This window comes from Nocardia asteroides (genome assembly GCF_021183625.1).
In the GTDB taxonomy this organism is placed as follows: domain Bacteria; phylum Actinomycetota; class Actinomycetes; order Mycobacteriales; family Mycobacteriaceae; genus Nocardia; species Nocardia asteroides_A.
This window is the reverse complement of the sequence record NZ_CP089214.1, coordinates 3,627,953-3,647,400: the sequence shown is the minus strand read 5'-3', so window position 1 is coordinate 3,647,400 and position 19,448 is coordinate 3,627,953. Positions and strand designations below refer to the sequence as shown.

At 72.4% G+C, this 19,448-nt stretch carries 19 protein-coding genes; 4 read left to right on the top strand and 15 right to left on the bottom strand.

What is annotated here, in order from left to right; translation table 11 throughout:
• Window positions 1-67 precede the first annotated feature (67 nt).
• The 10 genes from LTT61_RS17395 to LTT61_RS17350 form a co-directional block, all read right to left on the bottom strand.
• Window positions 68-241, bottom strand: coding sequence for a DUF2613 domain-containing protein (locus LTT61_RS17395; protein WP_233015057.1), 174 nt, complete (start codon window positions 239-241; stop codon window positions 68-70).
• Window positions 242-331: 90 nt separating this feature from the next.
• Window positions 332-1,423, bottom strand: coding sequence for an isochorismate synthase (locus LTT61_RS17390; protein WP_233015055.1), 1,092 nt, complete (start codon window positions 1,421-1,423; stop codon window positions 332-334).
• A gap of 29 nt (window positions 1,424-1,452) precedes the next feature.
• Window positions 1,453-1,920 (bottom strand): universal stress protein, encoded by a 468-nt coding sequence (locus LTT61_RS17385; RefSeq protein ID WP_233015053.1) that lies wholly within the window; start codon window positions 1,918-1,920, stop codon window positions 1,453-1,455.
• A 79-nt stretch (window positions 1,921-1,999) separates the two neighbouring features.
• A complete protein-coding gene (locus LTT61_RS17380; RefSeq protein WP_233015051.1) occupies window positions 2,000-3,061 on the bottom strand; it encodes an MSMEG_0565 family glycosyltransferase in 1,062 nt (353 codons plus the stop codon).
• Entirely contained in the window at window positions 3,061-3,909 is an 849-nt protein-coding gene (locus LTT61_RS17375; protein WP_233015050.1) for a carbon-nitrogen hydrolase family protein, read from the bottom strand. Before LTT61_RS17375 ends, LTT61_RS17380 begins: the two co-directional genes overlap by 1 nt.
• A 9-nt stretch (window positions 3,910-3,918) precedes the next feature.
• Window positions 3,919-5,202 (bottom strand): MSMEG_0569 family flavin-dependent oxidoreductase, encoded by a 1,284-nt coding sequence (locus tag LTT61_RS17370; protein WP_233015048.1) that lies wholly within the window; start codon window positions 5,200-5,202, stop codon window positions 3,919-3,921.
• Window positions 5,195-6,097, bottom strand: coding sequence for a carbon-nitrogen hydrolase family protein (locus tag LTT61_RS17365; RefSeq protein ID WP_233015046.1), 903 nt, complete (start codon window positions 6,095-6,097; stop codon window positions 5,195-5,197). Before LTT61_RS17365 ends, LTT61_RS17370 begins: the two co-directional genes overlap by 8 nt.
• Window positions 6,094-7,515: an MSMEG_0567/sll0787 family protein gene (locus tag LTT61_RS17360; protein WP_233015044.1), complete on the bottom strand. Its 1,422-nt coding sequence runs from the start codon at window positions 7,513-7,515 to the stop codon at window positions 6,094-6,096. Before LTT61_RS17360 ends, LTT61_RS17365 begins: the two co-directional genes overlap by 4 nt.
• 187 nt (window positions 7,516-7,702) lie before the next feature.
• Window positions 7,703-8,761 carry an MSMEG_0568 family radical SAM protein gene (locus LTT61_RS17355; RefSeq protein ID WP_233015042.1) on the bottom strand — a complete coding sequence of 353 codons (1,059 nt, stop codon included), beginning with the start codon at window positions 8,759-8,761 and terminating at the stop codon, window positions 7,703-7,705.
• Window positions 8,762-8,769: 8 nt separating this feature from the next.
• The gene (locus LTT61_RS17350) at window positions 8,770-9,309 is read right to left on the bottom strand and encodes an MSMEG_0572/Sll0783 family nitrogen starvation response protein (RefSeq protein ID WP_233015040.1); all 540 of its coding nucleotides are present in this window, start codon (window positions 9,307-9,309) and stop codon (window positions 8,770-8,772) included.
• Window positions 9,310-9,622: 313 nt separating this feature from the next.
• Here LTT61_RS17350 and LTT61_RS17345 point away from each other — a divergent pair, with 313 nt between their 5' ends.
• From LTT61_RS17345 to LTT61_RS17335, 3 genes are all read left to right on the top strand, one after another.
• Window positions 9,623-10,777 carry a glycoside hydrolase family 3 N-terminal domain-containing protein gene (locus LTT61_RS17345; RefSeq protein ID WP_233015038.1) on the top strand — a complete coding sequence of 385 codons (1,155 nt, stop codon included), beginning with the start codon at window positions 9,623-9,625 and terminating at the stop codon, window positions 10,775-10,777.
• A gap of 90 nt (window positions 10,778-10,867) precedes the next feature.
• Window positions 10,868-11,467: a TetR/AcrR family transcriptional regulator gene (locus tag LTT61_RS17340; protein WP_233015036.1), complete on the top strand. Its 600-nt coding sequence runs from the start codon at window positions 10,868-10,870 to the stop codon at window positions 11,465-11,467.
• 8 nt (window positions 11,468-11,475) lie between these two features.
• On the top strand, window positions 11,476-12,624 hold the full coding sequence (locus LTT61_RS17335) for a DUF5685 family protein (RefSeq protein WP_233015034.1): 1,149 nt from the start codon (window positions 11,476-11,478) through the stop codon (window positions 12,622-12,624).
• 133 nt (window positions 12,625-12,757) lie between these two features.
• Here the strand turns inward: LTT61_RS17335 and LTT61_RS17330 are convergent, their stop codons facing one another.
• Window positions 12,758-13,606, bottom strand: coding sequence for a MaoC family dehydratase (locus LTT61_RS17330; protein ID WP_420094818.1), 849 nt, complete (start codon window positions 13,604-13,606; stop codon window positions 12,758-12,760).
• Between the two features lie 26 nt (window positions 13,607-13,632).
• On the bottom strand, window positions 13,633-14,997 hold the full coding sequence (locus LTT61_RS17325; protein WP_233015032.1) for a 3-oxoacyl-ACP reductase: 1,365 nt from the start codon (window positions 14,995-14,997) through the stop codon (window positions 13,633-13,635).
• A gap of 108 nt (window positions 14,998-15,105) precedes the next feature.
• Between LTT61_RS17325 and LTT61_RS17320 the strand changes: the two genes are divergently transcribed.
• Window positions 15,106-16,404: an acetyl-CoA C-acetyltransferase gene (locus LTT61_RS17320; protein ID WP_233015029.1), complete on the top strand. Its 1,299-nt coding sequence runs from the start codon at window positions 15,106-15,108 to the stop codon at window positions 16,402-16,404.
• 68 nt (window positions 16,405-16,472) lie between these two features.
• On the opposite strand, the gene LTT61_RS17315 is transcribed toward LTT61_RS17320, so the two are convergent.
• The 3 genes from LTT61_RS17315 to gnd all read right to left on the bottom strand — a co-directional run bounded on the left by LTT61_RS17315 (window position 16,473) and on the right by gnd (window position 19,028).
• On the bottom strand, window positions 16,473-17,654 hold the full coding sequence (locus LTT61_RS17315) for a type II toxin-antitoxin system HipA family toxin (protein ID WP_233015027.1): 1,182 nt from the start codon (window positions 17,652-17,654) through the stop codon (window positions 16,473-16,475).
• Window positions 17,651-17,848, bottom strand: coding sequence for a helix-turn-helix domain-containing protein (locus tag LTT61_RS17310; RefSeq protein ID WP_233015025.1), 198 nt, complete (start codon window positions 17,846-17,848; stop codon window positions 17,651-17,653). Before LTT61_RS17310 ends, LTT61_RS17315 begins: the two co-directional genes overlap by 4 nt.
• 151 nt (window positions 17,849-17,999) lie before the next feature.
• The gene (gnd, locus tag LTT61_RS17305) at window positions 18,000-19,028 is read right to left on the bottom strand and encodes a phosphogluconate dehydrogenase (NAD(+)-dependent, decarboxylating) (RefSeq protein WP_233015023.1); all 1,029 of its coding nucleotides are present in this window, start codon (window positions 19,026-19,028) and stop codon (window positions 18,000-18,002) included.
• Between the last annotated feature and the right edge of the window lie 420 nt (window positions 19,029-19,448).

The following is a 19,448-nucleotide window of genomic DNA, read 5'->3' as shown; positions in this document are numbered from 1 at the left end:
GGCGCGGTGTCGTCATCGGCACCGGCGGCGGGTGGCGCGCTGGTGCCGACGACGGGTGGAGCCGAGGTCAGCGGCTGCCGTACTCGACGTTGTTGAGCAGCGAGGAATCGGCGTCACCGCTGCGGTCGATCTCCGGCCGCGAGTTCTGCTGCGCCGCGGCGGTGATGACGAAGACCGCGATCGCGCCGATGATGGCGCCCGCGACCGCACTCACGAGACCGGGAACGGCAAAGGACTTCATCGCGGTACTCCAATACGGAAGGGGCAGGCACGTGTTCCGGGCCAACCTAGCAGCCCGTGACGTTCGCGCGGGGATACGGGCCGCTTTTGCTCACGTTCGGCCTGCGGGCACCGGGCAGTCCAGCGCGCCGAGCAGGGTGCGCAGTTTCGCGGTGGTCTCGTCCAGTTCGCTGCGCGGGTCGGAACCGGCGACGATGCCGCCGCCCGCGAAGGCGCGCAGCGTGTGCCCGTCGGCCGCGATCTCCGCGCTGCGGATCGCGACCACCCACTCCCCGTCCCCGTCCGGCGTGCACCAGCCGACCGCGCCGCCGTAGAACCCGCGATCCTCCTCGGCGTCGACCACCCGGTCCAGCGCGGCGAGCGTCGGGGTGCCGCAGACGGCGGGGGTCGGGTGCAGCAGCACCGCGAGCTCGAGCGCGCTCGGCGCCGGGTCGGCGAGCGTGCCGTCGATCGGCGAGGCCAGGTGCCAGACCGCGTCGGTGCGCACCAGCTCCGGCCGCTCCGGGATGCGCAGCGTCCGGCAGACGGGCGCGAGCCGCTCCCGGATCCACTCCACCACGTAGGCGTGCTCCGCCAGGTTCTTGGCGTCGGCCCGCAGCTCCTCCGCCCGCTGCGCGTCGGCCACCGGGTCGGCGAGCCGGGGCACCGTGCCCGCCAGCGGCCGCAGCGAGACGACCCCGCCGCGCCGCGCCACCAGCACCTCCGGCGACGCCCCGACCACCGCGTCCCCCGGCCGCCCCGCCACCGCGAGATCCGCGACGAAGACGTGCGCGCCCGGATGTCGCTGCCGCAGCCGCGCCGCCACGTCCTGCGGGTCGATCCGCCGCGCTTCGGTGCCGACCAGCACCGAGCGCGCGGCCACCACCTTGCGCAGCGGGTCGGCCGGGTCGCCGATCTGCTCGACCAGCTTGGTCACCCGCGCGATGTGCTCGTCCGGCGACGGCAGCTCGGCCACTACCCGCAGCGGGGGCAGCGTCACCGCGGCGACCGGGCCGGGCGCGCTCCGCTCCAGCCGCTCCGGCACGATCAGCGCCGCGGGCCTGCGCGGGTCGAAGGGCAGCGCGCCGACCACCGGGTCACCGCCGCGCAGCGCCGCCGCGGCCGCCGCCGGATCGGTGAATCCCGCGCGCGTCCCGTACGCGCGCAGCACCTCGGCCGGAGTGGCGAGCAGGAACGATGTCATAGCTCCGACCTTAGAACGGCCGGAACGGGTCACCGCCCCGGTGGGACCAGCAACACAGGCCGGTGGCAGTGCTTGAGCACGGCGTCGGCGACGCTGCTGCGCAGCAGCGCGCGCAGCCCGGTGGAGCCGCGGGTGCCCGCCACGATGATGTCGACGTCGAGCTCGTCGGCGCACTCGACGATGGCGTTCCAGATGGTGGTGCTCGACTCCTCGGTGCGCGCCTCGGCATTGAGCCCGGCGAGCCGGGCCAGGTGCAGCCCCTCGGCGTTGACCGCCCGCGCGTCCTGGTAGGCGATGTCCTCGATCTCGTCCTCCGGCACCCACTCCGGCTGCATGACGCCGGAGAGCCCGGAGAGCCGGGCGGCCTGGCGCACCATCGGCTCCCACGCGGTGAGCACGACCGCCTTCTCGGCGCTGAGGAAGCGGCCGGCGTAGGTGATGGCGCGCTTGGCGTTGTCGGAACCGTCGTAGGCGATGAGCATTCGATCGCAGGGCACGGCGACCTCCCGAGGGTTGTGTGACCCAGATTACATCGCCCCGCGGCGTGGGAGGGGCCGACCGGGAGACACTCGGTCGCTACCGCAGCGCGTCGGCGGGCGTGAGCTGCCGGTAGAACGCCAGGTGCGCGGCTGCGGCGGCGGCCCAGTCGTAGCCGCGGGCCAGCGCGCGCCCCGCTTCCCGGCGCTCCGGCGACGGCTCCCGCGCCTGCCCCAGCAGCACCGCCGCCTCGGCGACATCCCGCGCGTAGGTGACGGCATCGCCGAAGACCTCGCGCAGCACCGGCAACTCCCTCGACACCACCGGGACCCCGGCTGCGAGCGCCTCCATCGCCGCCAGCCCGAAACCCTCCTTGGTGGAGAGGAACCCGAGCACCTCGGCCCCGGCCACCAAGCCGGGCAGCTCGTCGTGCGGCACCGGGCCGAGTACCAGCGGCTCGACCCCGAGTTCGGCGGCGCGCCGGTCGAACTCGGCCCGGTACGCGCGGTAGTCGAAGAGCGTCTCGCCCCCGGCGAACACCAGCCGCGGGCCCGCGGGCAGCCGGGCGAATGCCTCCAGCAGGTCGATACTGCCCTTGCGCGGCTCGATCCCGCCGACCGCGAGCACGTAGCGCCCGAGCCGCCGGTCCGGCGCCGCCGCCGCGAACCGCTCGTACTCGACGCCGTTCGGGATCACCGTCGGCGTGAACCCCCACCCCGCGCGCACCTCGTCGGCGACCGCGCGGGAGACGCAGATCCGCGCGTACGGCTCGACCACCGCGCGCTCGTGGCAGCGCACCAGCTCCGGCGTGCTGAAGGTGTCCAGGTGGTGGATGGTGCGCACGCAGCGGCCGACGGCGTTGGCGCTGATGCAGTCCTGGGCGTGCACGATGTCGTACCCGGCCGGGTCGAAGGCGGCGCGCAGCACCTCGATCGAGCGCAGGATCCGCGGCCCGACCCCCTCGCCATCGCGCGCGGCGAACGGCACCACCTCGACCCGCACCCCCGCCCGCACCGGCCGGAAGAACCCCTGGTCACCGCCGCGCCCGAGGGTCCAGAGCGTGACCTCGGCCCCGGCGTCGGCCAGCGCCTCGGCCAGATTCAGGGTGTGCACGACGCCGCCGCGCGGCTTGGTCGAGTAGGTGAGCAGCGCGACCCGCATCAGAAGGCCTTCTCCCTGAGCAGGTTCGGGTAGCTGCCGACCCGCCGCTCGGCCAGGTGGTGCAGCACCCGGCGGGACCGCTCGACCTCGCCCGCCACGTCGATGTCGGCCACCGCGAGCCCGCCCTTGGACCAGGTCTTGGCCAGCACGTCGCCGCCGGGGCCGACCACCTTGGCCTGCCCGAGGAACCGCAGGTTCCCGGTGACCCCGGTCTGGTTCGACGACACCAGCACCACCTGGTTCTCCGCCGCCCGCGCCTGGTCGTACAGGTCGAAGAGCCGGGCCTGGCGATCGTTCGGCAATCGGGAGGCCCGATCGGTGACACTGGCCGGCCAGGCGGAGAGCGCGGCGATCACCTGGGCCCCGTCCAGCGCCAGTGTGCGCGCCGCCTCCGGGAAGGTCTTGTCGTAGTCGATGAGCATGCCCATCCGGCCGACCGGGGTGTCGAAGGCGTGGAAGCCGTCCCCGGGGGCGTAGGCCAGGTGCTCGCCCGCGGGCTGGTGCACCTTGCGGTGCCTGCCGAGGATGCCGTCCCCGGTCAGGCAGACGGCGGCGTTGTACCTGCGCTCGCCGTCGCGCTCGGCGTAGCCGACGCAGATCGTCATGTGCCGCGCCATCTCCCTGACCCGGCGCAGCTCGGGGCCGTCCGGGTCGATCGCCTCGGGGCCGGTCGCCGGGTCGGGGTTGCGCAGGTCGCCGATGTAGCCGCCGAGCGTGGCGTCCGGCAGAACGAGCAGCTCGACGCGCTGGGCGTGCAGCCGCTCGACGATGCCGTCCAGTTTCTCCAGCGCGCGGCCGATGTCGGCGCCGAAGTGCCCGGCGAGCGCGGCGATCCTGGTGGTCGGCATCGCCGCCCCTCAGGCCGCGACGGTGGCGGTCGCCGCCGCCGCGATCCGCTCGGCCAGGTACTCGGCGTCCCGCGCGATCGCCGCGAACCGCCCCGAGCCCCAGGTGTGCAGCCAGGGCAGCCCGACGAAGTAGAGCCCGGGCGAGGTGGTGACGCCGCGGTTGTGGCACGGGTGGCCCTCGCCGTCGAAGACGCCCGCCCGCAGCCAGCGGTAGTCGGTGCGGAAGCCGACCGACCACACCACCGTCGAGATCCCGGCCGCGCGCAGGTCGAGCGCGGTGCGCTCGTGCTCCGGCCGCCACACCGGGGTGTAGCGCGGCTCGATCGGCGCGTCGATGCCGGCGCGGGCGATGTAGCCGTCGATGGCGTTCTTGATGCCGTCGGCGACCGCGTCGGCGGCGTCCAGGGAGCGCTCCAGCGAGCTGTCGAAGCGGGCGGTGCCGTCCGGGTCGAGCCCGGTCATCCGGCCGTAGAGCGCCATGCCCTCCAGCGCGAAGCGGCGCAGGTCGATGTCGCGGCCGCCGTCCCGGCCGGTGACGTAGTGGTTGGTGTTCTCCCGCTTGCCGATGCCGCCGGGCTGGTCGTCGATCGGGACATCGTAGTGCCCCATGTCGTGCAGCCAGGCGACGCAGTCGCGGCCCCGATAGAAGCGGGCGACCCGGGGTGCGTTGCCGACCGCGAGGTGCACCTCGCGCCCGGCCAGGTGCAGGTCCTCGGCGATCTGCGCGCCGGACTGCCCGGTGCCGACCACCAGCACCGCGCCCGCGGGCAGCGCCGCCGGGCTGCGGTACTCGGCGGAGTGCAGCTGGGTGATCGCCGCGGGCAGCCGCTCGGCGAAGCGCGGCACCGTCGGCACGTGGTAGCCGCCGGTCGCGACCACCACCTGGTTCGCGTGGAAGCTGCCCGCCTCGGTCTCCAGGTCGTAGCCGCCGCGCGGCGCCCTGGTCACCGCGTGTACCCCGGCGTGCTCCAGCACCGGCGCGCCGAAGCTGTCGGCGTAGCCGCGGACGAAGCGGTAGACCTCGTCGCGCGCCATGAAGCCGTCCGGGTCGGGGCCGTCGTAGGCGTACCCGGGCAGGACGCACTGCCAGTTCGGGGTGACCAGGGTGAAGTTGTCCCAGCGGCCGTCGCGCCACTCGTGCGCGACGGTGTCGCGCTCCAGCAGCAGGTGGTCGATGCCGCGGCGGGTCAGGTGCCAGCTCACCGCGAGCCCGGCCTGGCCCGCGCCGACCACGATCACGTCGTGCTGCCGCACCCGCGGCGGGCAGAGGGTGGGGGCGAGCTGCTCAGACATGGACGGCCGCCCGCCCGGTGACGCCGTGCTCGCGCACCACGCTGTGGTACAGCTCCGGCCGCCGGTCGCGCAGGTTGTACATGCCGCCGCCGCGGGCCCGCTCCAGCGCCTCGGCCACGTCGACGGTCGCGGTCGCCAGCCCCGGGTGCACCCCGGTGGTGGCCAGGATCTCGCCGCCCGGCCCGACGATCTTGGCGCTGCAGACGAAGCGCAGCGAGCCGAAGGTCCCCGCCTGGTTGGAGGCCACCCAGATCAGCTGGTTCTCCACCGCGCGGGCCCGGTCGAAGATGTCGAAGCGGTGCAGCCAGCGGTCGTCCTCCAGCCGCTCCACCGTCGCGGTGCGCGCGGTGGGCCAGGCGGAGAGCGAGGTGACGATCTCGGCGCCGTCCAGCGCCAGCGCCCGCGCCGCCTCCGGGAAGGCCTTGTCGTAGCAGATCTGCATGCCCATCCGGCCGACCGGCGTGTCGAAGGCGCGGTACTCCGAACCGGCGCTGTAGCAGAGGTTCTCGCCGAGCGGCTGGTGCACCTTGCGGTAGCTGCCGAGCACGCCGTCGCCGTGCAGCGTGACCGCGGCGTTGTACCTGGCGTCGCCGTCGGCCTCGCAGAAGCCGAGCGTGATGACGAGGTCACCGGCGATCTCGGCGACCCGGCGCAGCTCGGGGCCGTCCAGCTCCAGCGCGGGCGGCAAGCTGCGCAGCCGGCGCTCCCTCGCCTCCCGGCTCTCGTCGCCGCCGCCGAGGCTGGGCAGGTACCCGCCGAGGCATGCCTCGGGCAGGACCAGCAGGCTGCTGCCGCGCTGCCGTGCGGTGTCGGCGAGTTCGGCGATGGTGCGGTAGCAGGTCTCCATGTCGCGGCCGAATTCGGCGGCCGCCACCGAGATGGTGGTGTCGTTCATGATTCTCCCAATCCAGTGACGGTGCCTGGCACCGCCGTCGTCGTCGCGCCGTCCGGCCAGCGCAGCCGCACCCCGCCGCCGGGGACCAGCCGGCCGCAGACGGCGGAGCGGGCCGGGCCGGTGGCGGGTGCGGGGGTGCCGGGGCGGTCCGCGGTGAGCATGGCGAAGCCGGGGAAGCAGGTGAGCCAGGCGCCGACGGCGGCCTGCTCGGGCCGGGGGATACGGGCGACGTCCAGCTCCGCGCCGAGCCCGCTCGCCTCGGCGAGCATGCCGGTGGTGCCCGCGATGCCCGCCATGCTGACGTCCTTCGCGGCGGCCGGGGCGGCCCAGGCGACCACCCGGCCCAGCGCGCGCAGCTCCGCGCCGCTGCGCCGGGAGGTCGAATCCCACTGGCGGCCGTGGTATCCCGGGCGCCAGCCGCCCTCGGTGTCGGCGGTCAGCCGCAGTTCGTGGCCGGGGCGGCCGCCGCCGCCGCGCACCGGGGTCGCGGTGCGGCCGAGCGCCGTCACCGAGAGTGCCGCGGGGACGCCGAGCTGGGTGTGGCCGCCGAGGACCGGCACATCCCAGGCCCTCGCCGCGGCGGCGAGGCCGCGCACGATCGCGGTGAGCGTCGAGCGGGTCGGCGCGCCGACGGCGTCGAGCAGCCCGACCGGGTCGGCGCCCATGGCGGCGAGGTCGTTGAGGTTGACCAGGACCGCGCACCAGCCTGCCCACTCGGGGTCGCGCTCGACCATCGACGGGAGGATGGCGTCGCAGGCGGCGATCAGGTCGCTGCCGGGCACGGGGGCGCCGTCGTCACCGCGGAAGCCGGTGCCGCCGAGGTTGTTCTCGGTCGCCAGGGGCGCGAGGACCTCGGCGAGCAGTGCCTTCGTGGCGTTGGTCAGCCGTTCGACGCGGTCGATCGGCCAGCGCACGGCGACGTGCGGTCTGCCGTTGATCGCGGTGTCGCCCAGGCGTTCCCAGCCGAGGCGGGCGAAGAGTTTCGCGTGGGCGGCCTGGACGGTGGCCTCGAAGCGGAGGACGTCCGCGTTCTCGGCGTGCGCGCAGGCGGCACGGACCAGGGCGGCGCCGACGCCCGCGGTGCGCAGGTGCGGGTGGACGACCAGGCGGCTGCCGGTCCACCAGCCGATGTCGGGGTCGGTGGCGGGGGCCAGGCGGACGCCGCCCAGGACGGTGCTGTCCTGGGCTTTCGCCACCAGCACGATCGTGCGAGGGTCGTCGTCCAGGTCGTCGCGGTCCGACCCGGCGAACAGGGCTTGGTCGTGAACGAAGGCCGCGCGGCGCAGATTCCGGTAGGCGCGGAGGTCGGCTTCCTCGGCGCGGTGGATCAGGAACGGGTCGGGGGCCGGGCCGGTGAGCACGCTGAAGTCGGGTGCTCGGCCTCGGTGCGCGCCGTTGAGCAGGTCGCTCCAGCTCATCGCGCGGTGTATCGCGTCGCGTTCCGCGGCTCGACCGATTTCGGCCGTGGGGTGGGGCCGGGTGCCTGGAGCCGGGCTGATTTCGGCCGTGGGGGCGTGCGCCGGTGCGGCCGGAGCTGCGGGAATGTTCGGTTCGCGGGCAACCGCGCCCGCCTGGCCCGCGGTGTGGGCTGAGATCGCTGACATCTCACCCTCCGGCGTTCTGCAGGAGGCTGCAGGCTCCGCAGGCGGCGCAGCCCGCCTTCTGGCCGGACCCCCGCATCCCGGCCGCCTCGAGCAGGGCGCCGACCCGGACGGTCACGTCGCGCACCAGCGCGGACGGCGGCGCCACCGCCCGGTCGACGGCAACGGCGAGCGTCCCGGCCAGCGGGCGGAAGGGGACGACGAACGGGTAGACCCCGAGCTCGATCAGCTCGGCCGCCCCCGCCACCAGCTCGTCCGGATCCTCGCCCAAGCCGACCAGCAGGTAGGTCGAGACCTGGTTGCGGCCGAAGACCCGGACCGCCTCCGCCCACGCGGCCCGGTACTCGGCCAGCGGAACCGTCGCCTTGCCCGGCATCCAGCGGGCGCGCACCGCGTCGTCCAGCGACTCCACGTGGATGCCGATGGCATCGGCGCCCGCTTCGCGCAGCTCGGAGAGCGTCGCCAGGTCACCCGGCGGCTCGCACTGCACCTGGATCGCCAGCTCGGGCACCGCCGCCTTGACCGCCCGCACACAGCGGGCCAGGTGCCGCGCCCCGCGGTCCTTCGCCGCCGAGGTGCCGGTGGTCATCACCATCTGCCGCACCCCGTCCAGCCGCACCGCGGCCGCCGCGACCTCGGCCAGCTGCTCCGGCCGCTTCACCGCGACGGTGTCACCGGCGGCCAGCGACGCCTCGATGGCGCAGAACCGGCAGCGCTGCTCCGCGCCGTACCGGATGCAGGTCTGCACGACGGTCGTGGCGAGCACGTCTTTGCCGTGCAGCCGGGCGATCTTGTCGTAGCCGACCCCGTCGGCGGTGCGCAGGTCGTAGAAGGCGGGCCTGCGGACCGGCTCGACCTCGAGCCCCAGATCGGCACCGTCCAGCAGCAACCTGTTGTCCCGCACCGAGTACGGGCTGTCCGATCGCAGGGGAATCGCCGCGCCGACGCCCCCGATGAGCACGTGCCCGTCATCGCTCGGCCCCGCGCCCGCGCGCCGCGAGACCGGCGCGTCGACGCGGACACCGAGCAGCGCCAGATCGATCCGGGTCGACAGATTGCTCATCGCTGGTCCTACAGCTGATAGGTCGAGTTGATAATGGCGCCCTTGCGGGCGTAATGGATCAGCGCGTCCTGCACGTCCAGCGGATGCGCCGGGATGACGCCCTCGATCAGGTCCTCCTCGCGCGCCCCGTGCAGCGCCAGCCCGAACCGGCAGGCGAACACCTTCCCGCCCTCTTTGATGAAGGTCGCCAGCGCGTCGTTGATGTTCTGCTCGCCGGGGAACCCGCTGTCCCCGGTGGTCGGGAAGCCGCGGGTGGCGACGGCGTTGATGGCGCCGGGCCCGTAGAAGTAGATGGCCGACTCGAACCCCTTCCGCAGCGCCCTCGTCGCCTGCAGGATCGCGACGAAGCTCACCGAGGATTCGTGCGCGATCCCGTGCACCAGGGTGAAGTAGGTCTCGCCCGCCTCCGCCCGGTAGTCCGGGAAGATCTTGGTGGCGCCGTAGATATTGCTGCCCTTCGGCAGCGCCGGGTGCGGGATCTCGGCCAGCGATGCGGCGATGTTCGCCTCGATGGCCTTGTCGATATCGGTCGTGGTGGGTGCGGACACCGGGACTCCTCGGGGAATAGTGCGTTTCGGGATGTCATCGAGTACACGAGTGCGCTATTGCCGAATGGTTACGTCGGGAACAAGTGCCGATTGCCGGATTCTCACCACCACGTGTGCCGCCGCGACATCAATCGTGTTGTGCAGCAACATGATTAAGGTGAACCGCCCGCAGGGCGGGACCGCCGCTCGCGCACCGGAAACGACCACGAAACGGCGGCCTCGCGATCCACGCCCCGCGATGTCACCCCGCGAAACACCCCCGCAATCAACCCGCCGCGAACCCCGGCGCCGCACCCCACTACCGTGAACCCCCATGCGGAGACCGCCACTGCTGCTGCTCGCCCTCATCGCCGCGGCCGCCACCGCCTGCTCGAGCGGCGACGTCGCCCGCACCGCCACCGAGACCACCACCACCGCCCCGGTCACCGCGCCCCCCGCGGTCACCACCGTCGCCCGCGACTGCGGCGCCGAGTTCCTCGCCACCCTCACGACCAGGCAGAAGCTGGCCCAGCTGCTCACCGTCGGCGTGACCGACGCCGGGGACGCGGCGAACGTGGTGCGCACCGAGCAGATCGGCGGCATCTTCATCGGCGGCTGGACCGATCGCGCGCTGCTCGCGGGCGGGCAGATCAAGCCGGTCAAGGCCGCGTCGGCGATCCCGCTCATGGTCACCATCGACGAGGAGGGCGGCCGCGTCTCCCGGGTGAAGGACCTGATCGGCGTCGCGCCGTCCTCCCGCGTGGTCGCGCAGACCATGAGCCCGGACGAGTTCTACACCGCCTCGGTGCAGCGCCTCACCAAGCTGCGCGAGCTCGGCGTGACCGTGAACTTCGCCCCCGACATCGACGTCAGCAGCCAGCCGGACGACACCGTGATTGGCGACCGCTCGTTCTCCGCCGACCCGGAGACCGTCACCGCCTACGCCGACGCCTACATCCGCGCGCTGCACGAGACCGGCGTCGGCGGCGTGCTCAAGCACTTCCCCGGCCACGGCTCCGGCTCCGGCGATTCGCACACCGGCGCCGTGCGCACCCCGCCCCTGGCCCAGCTGCAGGCCATCGACCTGGTGCCGTTCCGCAACCTGGTCGGCTCCGGCCTCGGCGTCATGATCGGGCACCTGGACGTGCCCGGGCTGACCACCGCGAACGTCCCCGCCAGCATCAGCCCCGAGGTGATGGCGCTGCTGCGCAACGGCACCGGCTACGGCGCAGCGCCGTTCACCGGCCCGATCTTCACCGACGACCTGGGCGGCATGGCAGCGATCACCGACCGGATGTCGATCGAGGAGGCGGTCGAGGCCGCCCTGGTCGCCGGCGCCGACAATGCCCTCTGGATCAGCACCGACGCCGTCCCATCGGTGCTGGACCGGCTGGAGCAGGCCGTCGCCACCGGCAGGCTGCCGCTCACCCGGGTCGACGCCTCGGTGCTGCGCATGGCCGCCTACAAGGGCGCGCTACCCGCCTGCTGAGCACCCCCGGCGAATGCTGGGCTATTTAGGGCTCGCGCGAACTTACCTTGGAGTAATATAGGAGCCTCACCATGCGGTAGGAGAGAGTGGATGGCGGGCGGAACGAAGCGGCTCCCTCGGGCGGTGCGGGAGCAGCAGATGCTGGACGCCGCGGTCGAGGTGTTCTCGCGGAAGGGCTTCCACGACACCTCGATGGATGCCATCGCCGCCGAGGCGAAGATCTCCAAGCCCATGCTCTACCTCTACTACGGCTCCAAGGACGAGCTCTTCCGCGCCTGCATCCAGCGCGAGGGGCTACGCTTCATCGAGTCCGTCGCGCCCGCGGGAAATCCGCACCTCACCCCGCACGAGCAGCTCCGCACCGCGCTGGAGGGGTTCCTCGGCTTCGTCGACAGCAACCGTAAGTCCTGGCAGGTGCTCTACCGGCAGGCGATCGGGCAGGAGACCTTCGCCTCCGAGATCGAGAACGCCAGGGAGCGGGTTATCGAACTCACCGCGAAACTGCTCGAATCCAGCGCCCGCTATGCCGATCCGAGCACCAACTTCGATATTGTCGCCGCAGCCGTGATCGGTGCGGGCGAGGCCATCGCCGACCGGGTCGCCGGCGGCCGCATCGAGGTCGCCGAGGCCGTCGCCCTCCTCGACGACCTGGCCTGGCGCGGCCTGGCAGGCCGCAAGAAGTCCGAGTAGAGGTTGCGATGTTCGGAGTCCTCACGCCGTGTCCGCACGGCGCGGTCAGACACGGGATAGCTCCCGGCGAGTGGTACGCCCAGCTGTGCGGGCTCTGCCTCGGGCTCCGCGACGAGCACGGGCAGCTGGCCCGGACCGCGACCAATACCGACGCCATGGCGCTGACCGTGCTCACCGAGGCGCAGTCGGCGGCCGCCCCGGTGCGCACCGGGGTCGGGCCGTGCGCGCTGCGCGGCATGCGGAAGGCCGAGGTCGCGACCTCGCCGGGGGTCCGGCTGGCGAGCACCGCCTCGCTGCTGCTCGGCTCGGCCAAGCTGGATGACCACGTCCGCGACGGCGATATCCGGCGGGGTGCGCGCCGCCCGGTCGCCGCGGTCTCCGGCCGCTGGGCGAAAAAGGCGGCCGTTCAGGCGAGTTCGATCGGGCTCGACATCGGGCCGATGGTCGCGGCCATCGCCGAGCAGTCCCGGCTGGAGCAGCACGCCCAGCTCACCCTGGAAGACCTGCTCGCGCCGAGCGCCTTCTGCGCGGGCGAACTCGTCGCGCACACCGCGGTGCTGGCAGGCAAGCCGGAGAACATCGAACCGCTGCGCGCGGTCGGCAGGCACTTCGGCGCGCTGGCGCACCTGGCCGACGCGGTCGAGGATCTCGACGACGACCTGGCCGCGGGCAAGTTCAACCCGCTCACCGCCACCGGCACCGACCGGGTCGAGGCGTACCGCGCCATGCGCCGGGCCGAGCGCGGCCTGCACACCGCCATCACCGACGCCGGACTCGACACCACCCCGACCGTGCGCTGGGTGCTCCTCGACCCGCTCGAGGGGCTCCTGCACCGCCTCGGCCACGAAGTCGGCGTGCTGCGCGCCAAGCGCCCGCCCCGGCACCACCCGGTCGCCGTCTTCCCCGAGGCGCCCGGCCAGAAGCCGAACCTGCTCGAGGGGCTCGGCCTGCTCTTCCAATACCCCTCCGGCTACGCCTGTTTCGCCTCGCACCGCCGCCCCTGCAGCGGCGAGCGCAAGGACGCCTGGCTCTCCCGGATGGAGTGCGGCGACTGCGGCGAAGGCTGCGACTGCGGCAGCTGCTGCGATTGCAGCAACTGCTGCTCCGACTGCGACTGCTGCGAGTGCGGCTGCTGCGACTGCGACTGCAACTGCTGACCGCCCCGCACAGCCGCACCGACCCGGGCGGCCGCGCGGGCCACGCCGCCCGACGCGAAGGGCCGCACCTCCCCCTGGAGGTGCGGCCCCTCGTCTTCCGCCGCCGGCAGAACTTCGCCGCGGGCGGCAGAACTCAGCGCAACGTGCCGGTCAGGTGCGGATACCCCTTCTTGGGGTTGCGCAGGGCGAGATCCCACCCACCCTCCACCCGGTCGGCGTAGACGTTCACCGACGACGGAAGCAGGATCGGCTTCCCGAACTTCACCGCGTACGCCACCTTGCCGGGCACCCGCCCCTCGACCGCGCCGAGGATCTTGGCCGCCGACCACATGCCGTGCGCGATCGGCTTCGGGAACCCGAACGCCTTGGCGCCGAGCGCCGAGACGTGGATCGGGTTGCGGTCGCCGGAGGCGGCCGCGTACCGGCTGATCTGCTGCTGATCCGGCCGCCAGGTGAGCAGCGGCGGCGGCGGGACCTCGTCCGGCTTGGGCTCGGCCTTCGGCCCGCCGGAGAGCGAGGTGCGCTGCTGGTGCAGGAAGGTCGTCACCTGCCGCCAGACCAGCTCGCGCCCGACCCGGATCTCGCTGATCGCGTCGACCAGCAGCCCCTTCGGGTGCTCGCGCAAATTCTCGATGTGCGCGGTGATGTCGAGCGGCTCGGCGACCGAGATGTCCCTGGTCCGCTCGATCAGGTTCTCCGCGTGCACCGCGCCGACCGCGACGAACGGGAAGTCGCGCGCCACCACCAGCTGCATCACCACCGGGAAGGTGAGGATGAACGGGTAGGTGAGCGGCAGCGCGTCGCTGAAGCGCAGCCCGGTGGCCCGGCAGTAGGCGGCCAGGTGCTCCGGGTCGACCCGGAGGCCGTTCAGCTCGATCGCCCGATCCGGGATGGCGGAGCCGCGCTTGCCGAGCGGCACCGCGCCGAGCGCGGCCTTCAGGTACAGGCTGCCGTTCGATTTCGGCTGGTCGATGGTGATCACGTCGGTCCCTTTATGCACGGGCACCGTCACGCCCCGATCATGGCCTGGCCGCAAACGCGGAGGATGTTGCCGTTCACCGCGTTCGAGGCCGGACCGGCGAAGTAGGCGATGGTCTCCGCGACGTCGACGGTCTGCCCGCCCTGCAGCAGCGAGCTGAGCAGCCGCCCGCCCTCGCGGGTGGCGACCGGGATGGCCGCGGTCATGGCCGTCTCGATGAAGCCGGGGGCCACCGCGTTGATGGTGATGCCCTGCTCCGCCAGCTTCGGCGCCTCGGCGTTCACCATGCCGATCACGCCCGCCTTGGAGGCGCCGTAATTGGTCTGGCCGCGGTTGCCCGCGATGCCCGCGATCGAGGAGACGTCGATCACCCGGCCGCCCTCGGCGAGCGCGCCCCTGGCGACCAGCCCCTCGGTGATCCGGTGCGGCGCGGCCAGGTTGACGTTGATGACCGAGTTCCAGCGGCCCTCGTCCATATTGGCGAGCAGCTTGTCGCGGGTGATGCCGGCGTTGTGCACGATGATGTCCAGCTTGCCGAAGCGGCCGGTGACGAATTCGGCCAGCTTCTCGGCGGCGTCCGGCGCGGTGACGTCCAGCGCCAGCGCGGTGCCGCCGACCTTGTTCGCGGTCTGCGAGAGCGCCTCGCCCGCGGCCGGGATGTCGGCCACGATCACGGTCGCGCCGTCGCGCGCGAAGACCTCGGCGATGGTGGCGCCGATGCCGCGCGCCGCACCGGTGACCACGGCGACCTTGCCCGCCAGCGGGCGATCCCAGTCCAGCCCGGTGACCGCGGCGTCGTCCTTGCCGACCCGGATGACCTGGCCGTCGACGAACGCGGACTTGGCCGAGAGCACGAAGCGCAGCGTCGACTCCAGCCCCGTCGCGGCCGGCGACGCCTCCGGGTGCAGGTAGACCAGCTGCGCGGTGCCGCCGCGGAGCAGCTCCTTGCCGACGCTGCGGGTGAAGCCCTCCAGCGCGCGCTGCGCGATCTGCTCGTCGGCCGAAGCGGTCAACTCCGGGGTGGTGCCGACGACGAGCACCCGGCCGGAGGGCGCGATGCTGCGCATGGCCGGCTGGAAGAACTCGAAGAGCTGGGAGAGCTCCTCCACGGTGCCGATGCCGGTGGCGTCGAAGACCAGCGCGCCGTACTTGGTGCCCTGGGCGAGCGTGTCGGCGAAGGTGTAGTCGGAGAGCAGCGCCCGGATCGGCTCGGCCACCCGGCCCTTGCCGCCGAGCAGCACCGGGCCGGGCAGCGCCGGTTCACCCTGCTTGTACCGGCGCAGCGCTTCCGGCTGCGGCAGCCCCAGCTTCCCCGCCAGGAACTTGCCGGGGCCGGAGTGGACGAAGGAGCCGTAGAGGTTGGGCGCACCTTTGGCGGCAGAGGACTTGGCCACTGTTCCTACCTTTTCTCTCGGATGTCGGCGTGCTGGGGTGCTGTGTCGACAAATAACTTACTCCAGAGTAAGTTTAGTGTAAACACCGACCACGACGGGGAGACACGAGTGACCACCTCAGCCAAGAACACGTCCACGCGCCCGGTCGCGATCGTGGGCGGCAACCGCATTCCGTTTGCCCGTTCCGACAAGGCCTACGCGCACGCCTCCAATCAGGACATGTTCACCGCGGCGCTGGACGGGCTGGTCAGCCGGTTCGGGCTGCAGGGCGAGCGGCTCGGGATGGTCACCGGCGGCGCCGTGCTCAAGCGGGTCGGCGAGCACAGCCTGATCCGGGAGAGCGTACTCGGCAGCACCCTCTCGCCGTACACCCCCGCGCACGACCTGCAGCTCGCCTGCGGCACCGGCCTGCAGGCCGTCGTCACGGTCGGCGACGCCATCGCGCTCGGCCGCATCGAGGCGGGCATCGGCGGCGGTACGGATACCACCTCGGACGCCCCGATCGGCGTCAGCGAGGGGCTGCGCGAGCTGCTGCTCGACATCAACCGCGCCAAGACCGGCAAGGACCGCGCCAAGCTCGTCGGCAGGCTGCGGCCGGGCATGGTCGGCATCGAGATCCCGCGCAACGCCGAGCCGCGCACCGGCCTCTCCATGGGCGAGCACGCCGCCATCACGGCGAAGGAGTTCGGCATCGCGCGCGAGGCGCAGGACGAGCTCGCCTACCTCTCGCACCGCAACATGGCCGCCGCCTACGACCGCGGCTTCTTCGACGACCTCATCACCCCCTTCCTGGGTCTGACCAGGGACGACAACCTGCGCCCCGGCTCCACCATCGAGAAACTCGCCACCCTGAAGCCGGTCTTCGGCGTCAAGGCGGGCGACGCCACCATGACCGCGGGCAACTCCACCCCGCTCACCGACGGCGCCTCCGCGGTGCTGCTCTCCAGCGAGGAGTGGGCCGCCGAGCGCAACCTCCCGGTCCTCGCGCACCTGGTGGACAGCGAGGTCGCCGCCGTCGACTACATCCACGGCCCCGACGGCCTGCTCATGGCCCCCACCTACGCCGTCCCCCGGCTGCTCGCCCGCAACGGCCTCACCCTGCAGGACTTCGACTACTACGAGATCCACGAGGCCTTCGCCTCCGTCGTCCTCTGCACCCTCGCCGCCTGGGAATCCGACGCCTACTGCAAGGAGCGCCTCGGCCTCGACGCCGCGCTCGGCCCCATCGACCGCAGCAAGCTCAACGTCAACGGCTCCTCGCTCGCCGCCGGCCACCCGTTCGCCGCCACCGGCGGGCGGATCGTGGCCTCGACCGCCAAGTTGCTCGCCGAGAACGGTGGGGGCCGGGCGCTGGTCTCCATCTGCGCCGCCGGTGGGCAGGGAGTCGTGGCGATCATCGAGCGCTAGCTCATCGCCTTTTCCATTGCGGCACCCGGGTTTCAGGCCCGGGTGCCGCTCCCGTTCGCCACCCCCGATCAGAAGCGGTCCAGTTCGTGGCGGCGGGCTCGAAGTTCGCGTTCGAGCCGGTGCAGGGGTGATCCGGTGAAGGGGAGGCGGGCGTAGTCGACCCCGTCGGCGGCGCGTAGGGCAACGTGCCGGGCGGAGGCGGCGGCGCGTTCGGTGAGCCCGATGTCGGCAGCGAAGGCGATCCAGTCCCTGGCACGCAGGTTGCGGGTGCGGCCCGCGATCGGGACGGCCATGGCGTCGTCGTCGTAGATCAGGGTGCTCGGGATGTCGTAGATCGGCGCGACCACCCAGCCGCCCTCGGCAGCGCGGAGTACACCGACGTTCTTGGCGTGCAGATCGCCGTTTCCGGTCAGCCAGGCGAAGAAGAACTGCAGGTACAGGTTTCGCACCGCGACAGCGGGCGCGGCGGTAACGCCGGCGAGGGCACGGACGAGGTCCGCGCTCTCGGGCAGGTACTTGGACGCGGGGGGCAGGCCCAGCACCTGTGCGGCGTCCTCGAAGGGCAGACGACCGGACTCGGCGGTCCGGTCGAAACGGCGAACCAGCAGCCCGGTGGTGCCGGTGCGATCGGTCACCAGTTCGGCCTCCGCAACCGGAATGCGCAAGTCGCGCGCGGCCAGCAGGTGCGCGAACTCGTTCTCGATCAGGTGCGGGTACTCCGGTTGCGGCAATTTCAGGATGAAACTGCCAAGGTGCGTGGTGAGCGGAAGGCTGATCATCGACGCGCTGGCCTTGGGTTGCACGCCCGGAATGGCATGTGGGTCGACGGAATCGAGCAACCGGCCGAACTCCAGGTCCGCCGGCTCCGCATCGTGCAGTAGCGCGGGAGTGTCGGCGGGCAACCGTCCGGCGGGTACCACCTGCACGTCACCGGGGGCGTCGGTGCCGACCGCGAGCAGCAGACTGAGCTCGTCGTCCTCGCTCGTCTTCACCGCTCGCCGCAGGACGGTGAGGCGCCGCCCCTCCGGCAGCAACCCCGCGAAGTACGGCGGTACCGCACCGGCCGGGCGCCGGAGTATCTCCGGCCCGACCGGGAGGGTGAACGCGATCGGCTGGCCGTCCGGAAGGTAGTCGGGGTGGTAGCCGAAGTCGACACCACCGTCCTGGTTCCGGGTGAGCCGGGCGGCGCGGCGGCCCGCCTTGAATACGTCGGCCGCGGTGACCTGCCTCAGGTCCTGGAGATCGCTCATTCGACGATGCCGATCGCAAGGCCGACCGTTCCCGCCACCGCGGCGACGGTGCCGATGCCGGTCGAGCCGGTGCCGTGTTCGATCGCCCGGACGGTGCGGGTCGAGGTACCCGCGAGTTCGGCCAGCTGCTCCTGGGTGAGCCGATACCGGCGCCGGGCGGCGCGGATAGCGCTGCCGATCTCTCGCACCGACATACACCCTCCGATAGGCAAGATTCTGCCGATTTCTCCGGCAGTGGCAGCTATGAAGGTGAGTTTACGCCGAATAGGCAGAATTCAACCGATTGACTCGATTGAATGGGAGATTCCTCGGCTCTGGACCGCTCTTCGGCAGAATTCTGCCGAATCACCCGCCAGCCAACTCCTCATGCCCCCCGAACGCCTTCCGCATGGCCGAAAGCACTTTGTCCGCATACTGCGCCTCCCCCCGCGAGGAGAACCGCGCGAACAGCGCCGAGGCGAGGACCGGGACCGGCACGCCGGTGTCGATGGCGGCGTCGAGCGTCCAACGGCCCTCTCCGGAATCGGAGACCCGACCCCCGAAGGCGTCCAGGTTCGGATCGGCGTGCAACTCGGCGGCGGTGAGATCGAGCAACCAGGAGGCGACCACCGACCCGCGCCGCCACACCTCGGTGATCTCCGGCACGTCCAGGTCGTAGCGGTACAACTCGGGCCGCTCCAACGGCGTCTCCTCGGCGGAGAACTCCTTCGGGTCGACCGTGCCCAGGTTCGCCCGGTGCAGGATGTTGAGCCCCTCGGCATAGGCGGCCATGGCCCCGTACTCGATGCCGTTGTGCACCATCTTCACGAAGTGCCCCGCCCCGGCCGGGCCGCAGTGCAGGTACCCCCGCTCGGCGGGGGCGGGCTCGCCGGTGCGACCGGGGGTGCGCTCGGCGGTCTCGAAACCGGGGGCGATCGACTGCAGCAGCGGGTCGAGGTGCGCGACCGCCTCCGCCTCGCCGCCGATCATCAGGCAGAACCCGCGGGTGCGGCCGAAGACCCCGCCCGAGGTGCCGATGTCGACGTAGTGCAGCCCGAGCGGTTTCAGCTTCGCGGCCCGCGCGATGTCCTCGTGGTAGCGGCTGTTGCCCCCGTCGATGACGATGTCGCCCGGCTCCAGCAACTCGGCGACCTGGTCGATGAGGGCGCTGGTCGCCCCCGCCGGGATCATCGCCCACACCACCCGCGGCGCCTGCAGGGCACCGACGAAGTCGGCCAACTCGGTGGTCCCGACGAACTGGTCACCGAGCTCACCGGCGAGCGCTTCGATGTTGCTGTGTTGCCGGTCGAGGCCGACGGCGGTGTGCCCGTCCGCGACCACCCGGCGGACGATGTTCGCCCCCATCCGGCCAAGACCGATCATTCCCAGCTGCATGCCGTTCCACTCCTCGTTCGTCGGTGCCGGTGCCCGCGGTGCGACGCCCCCGGGGGTCGTGGCCTTGATTCTTCCGCGCGGGAGCGGCAACTCGCACGCCGACGTGATCGAGCGGAACCCGAAGAAATTCCGCGCGGGCTGTAACGCCCCGTGTGGGGTGCCGATATGCAGGTGGGCTCCGCGTAGTTGCCAGACCCCCGACCCGGCAACTGCGCGGAGCCCTTCGGCGTGTCGGCCACCGGCGTTGCGGGTGATTTGCCACCGCTCGTCCGTGCTGCTGACGTCGGGGTGGCCCATTATCGTGGGCGAGGACCCGCGCCGTGTGGGTCCGACAAGTGCATTCCAGCGGGGAGGACCGTTCGTGACCGACGAGTCGAGTTCGGGGCGGCGCGACCGCCGTTCCGGGACCGAAGTGGGGTT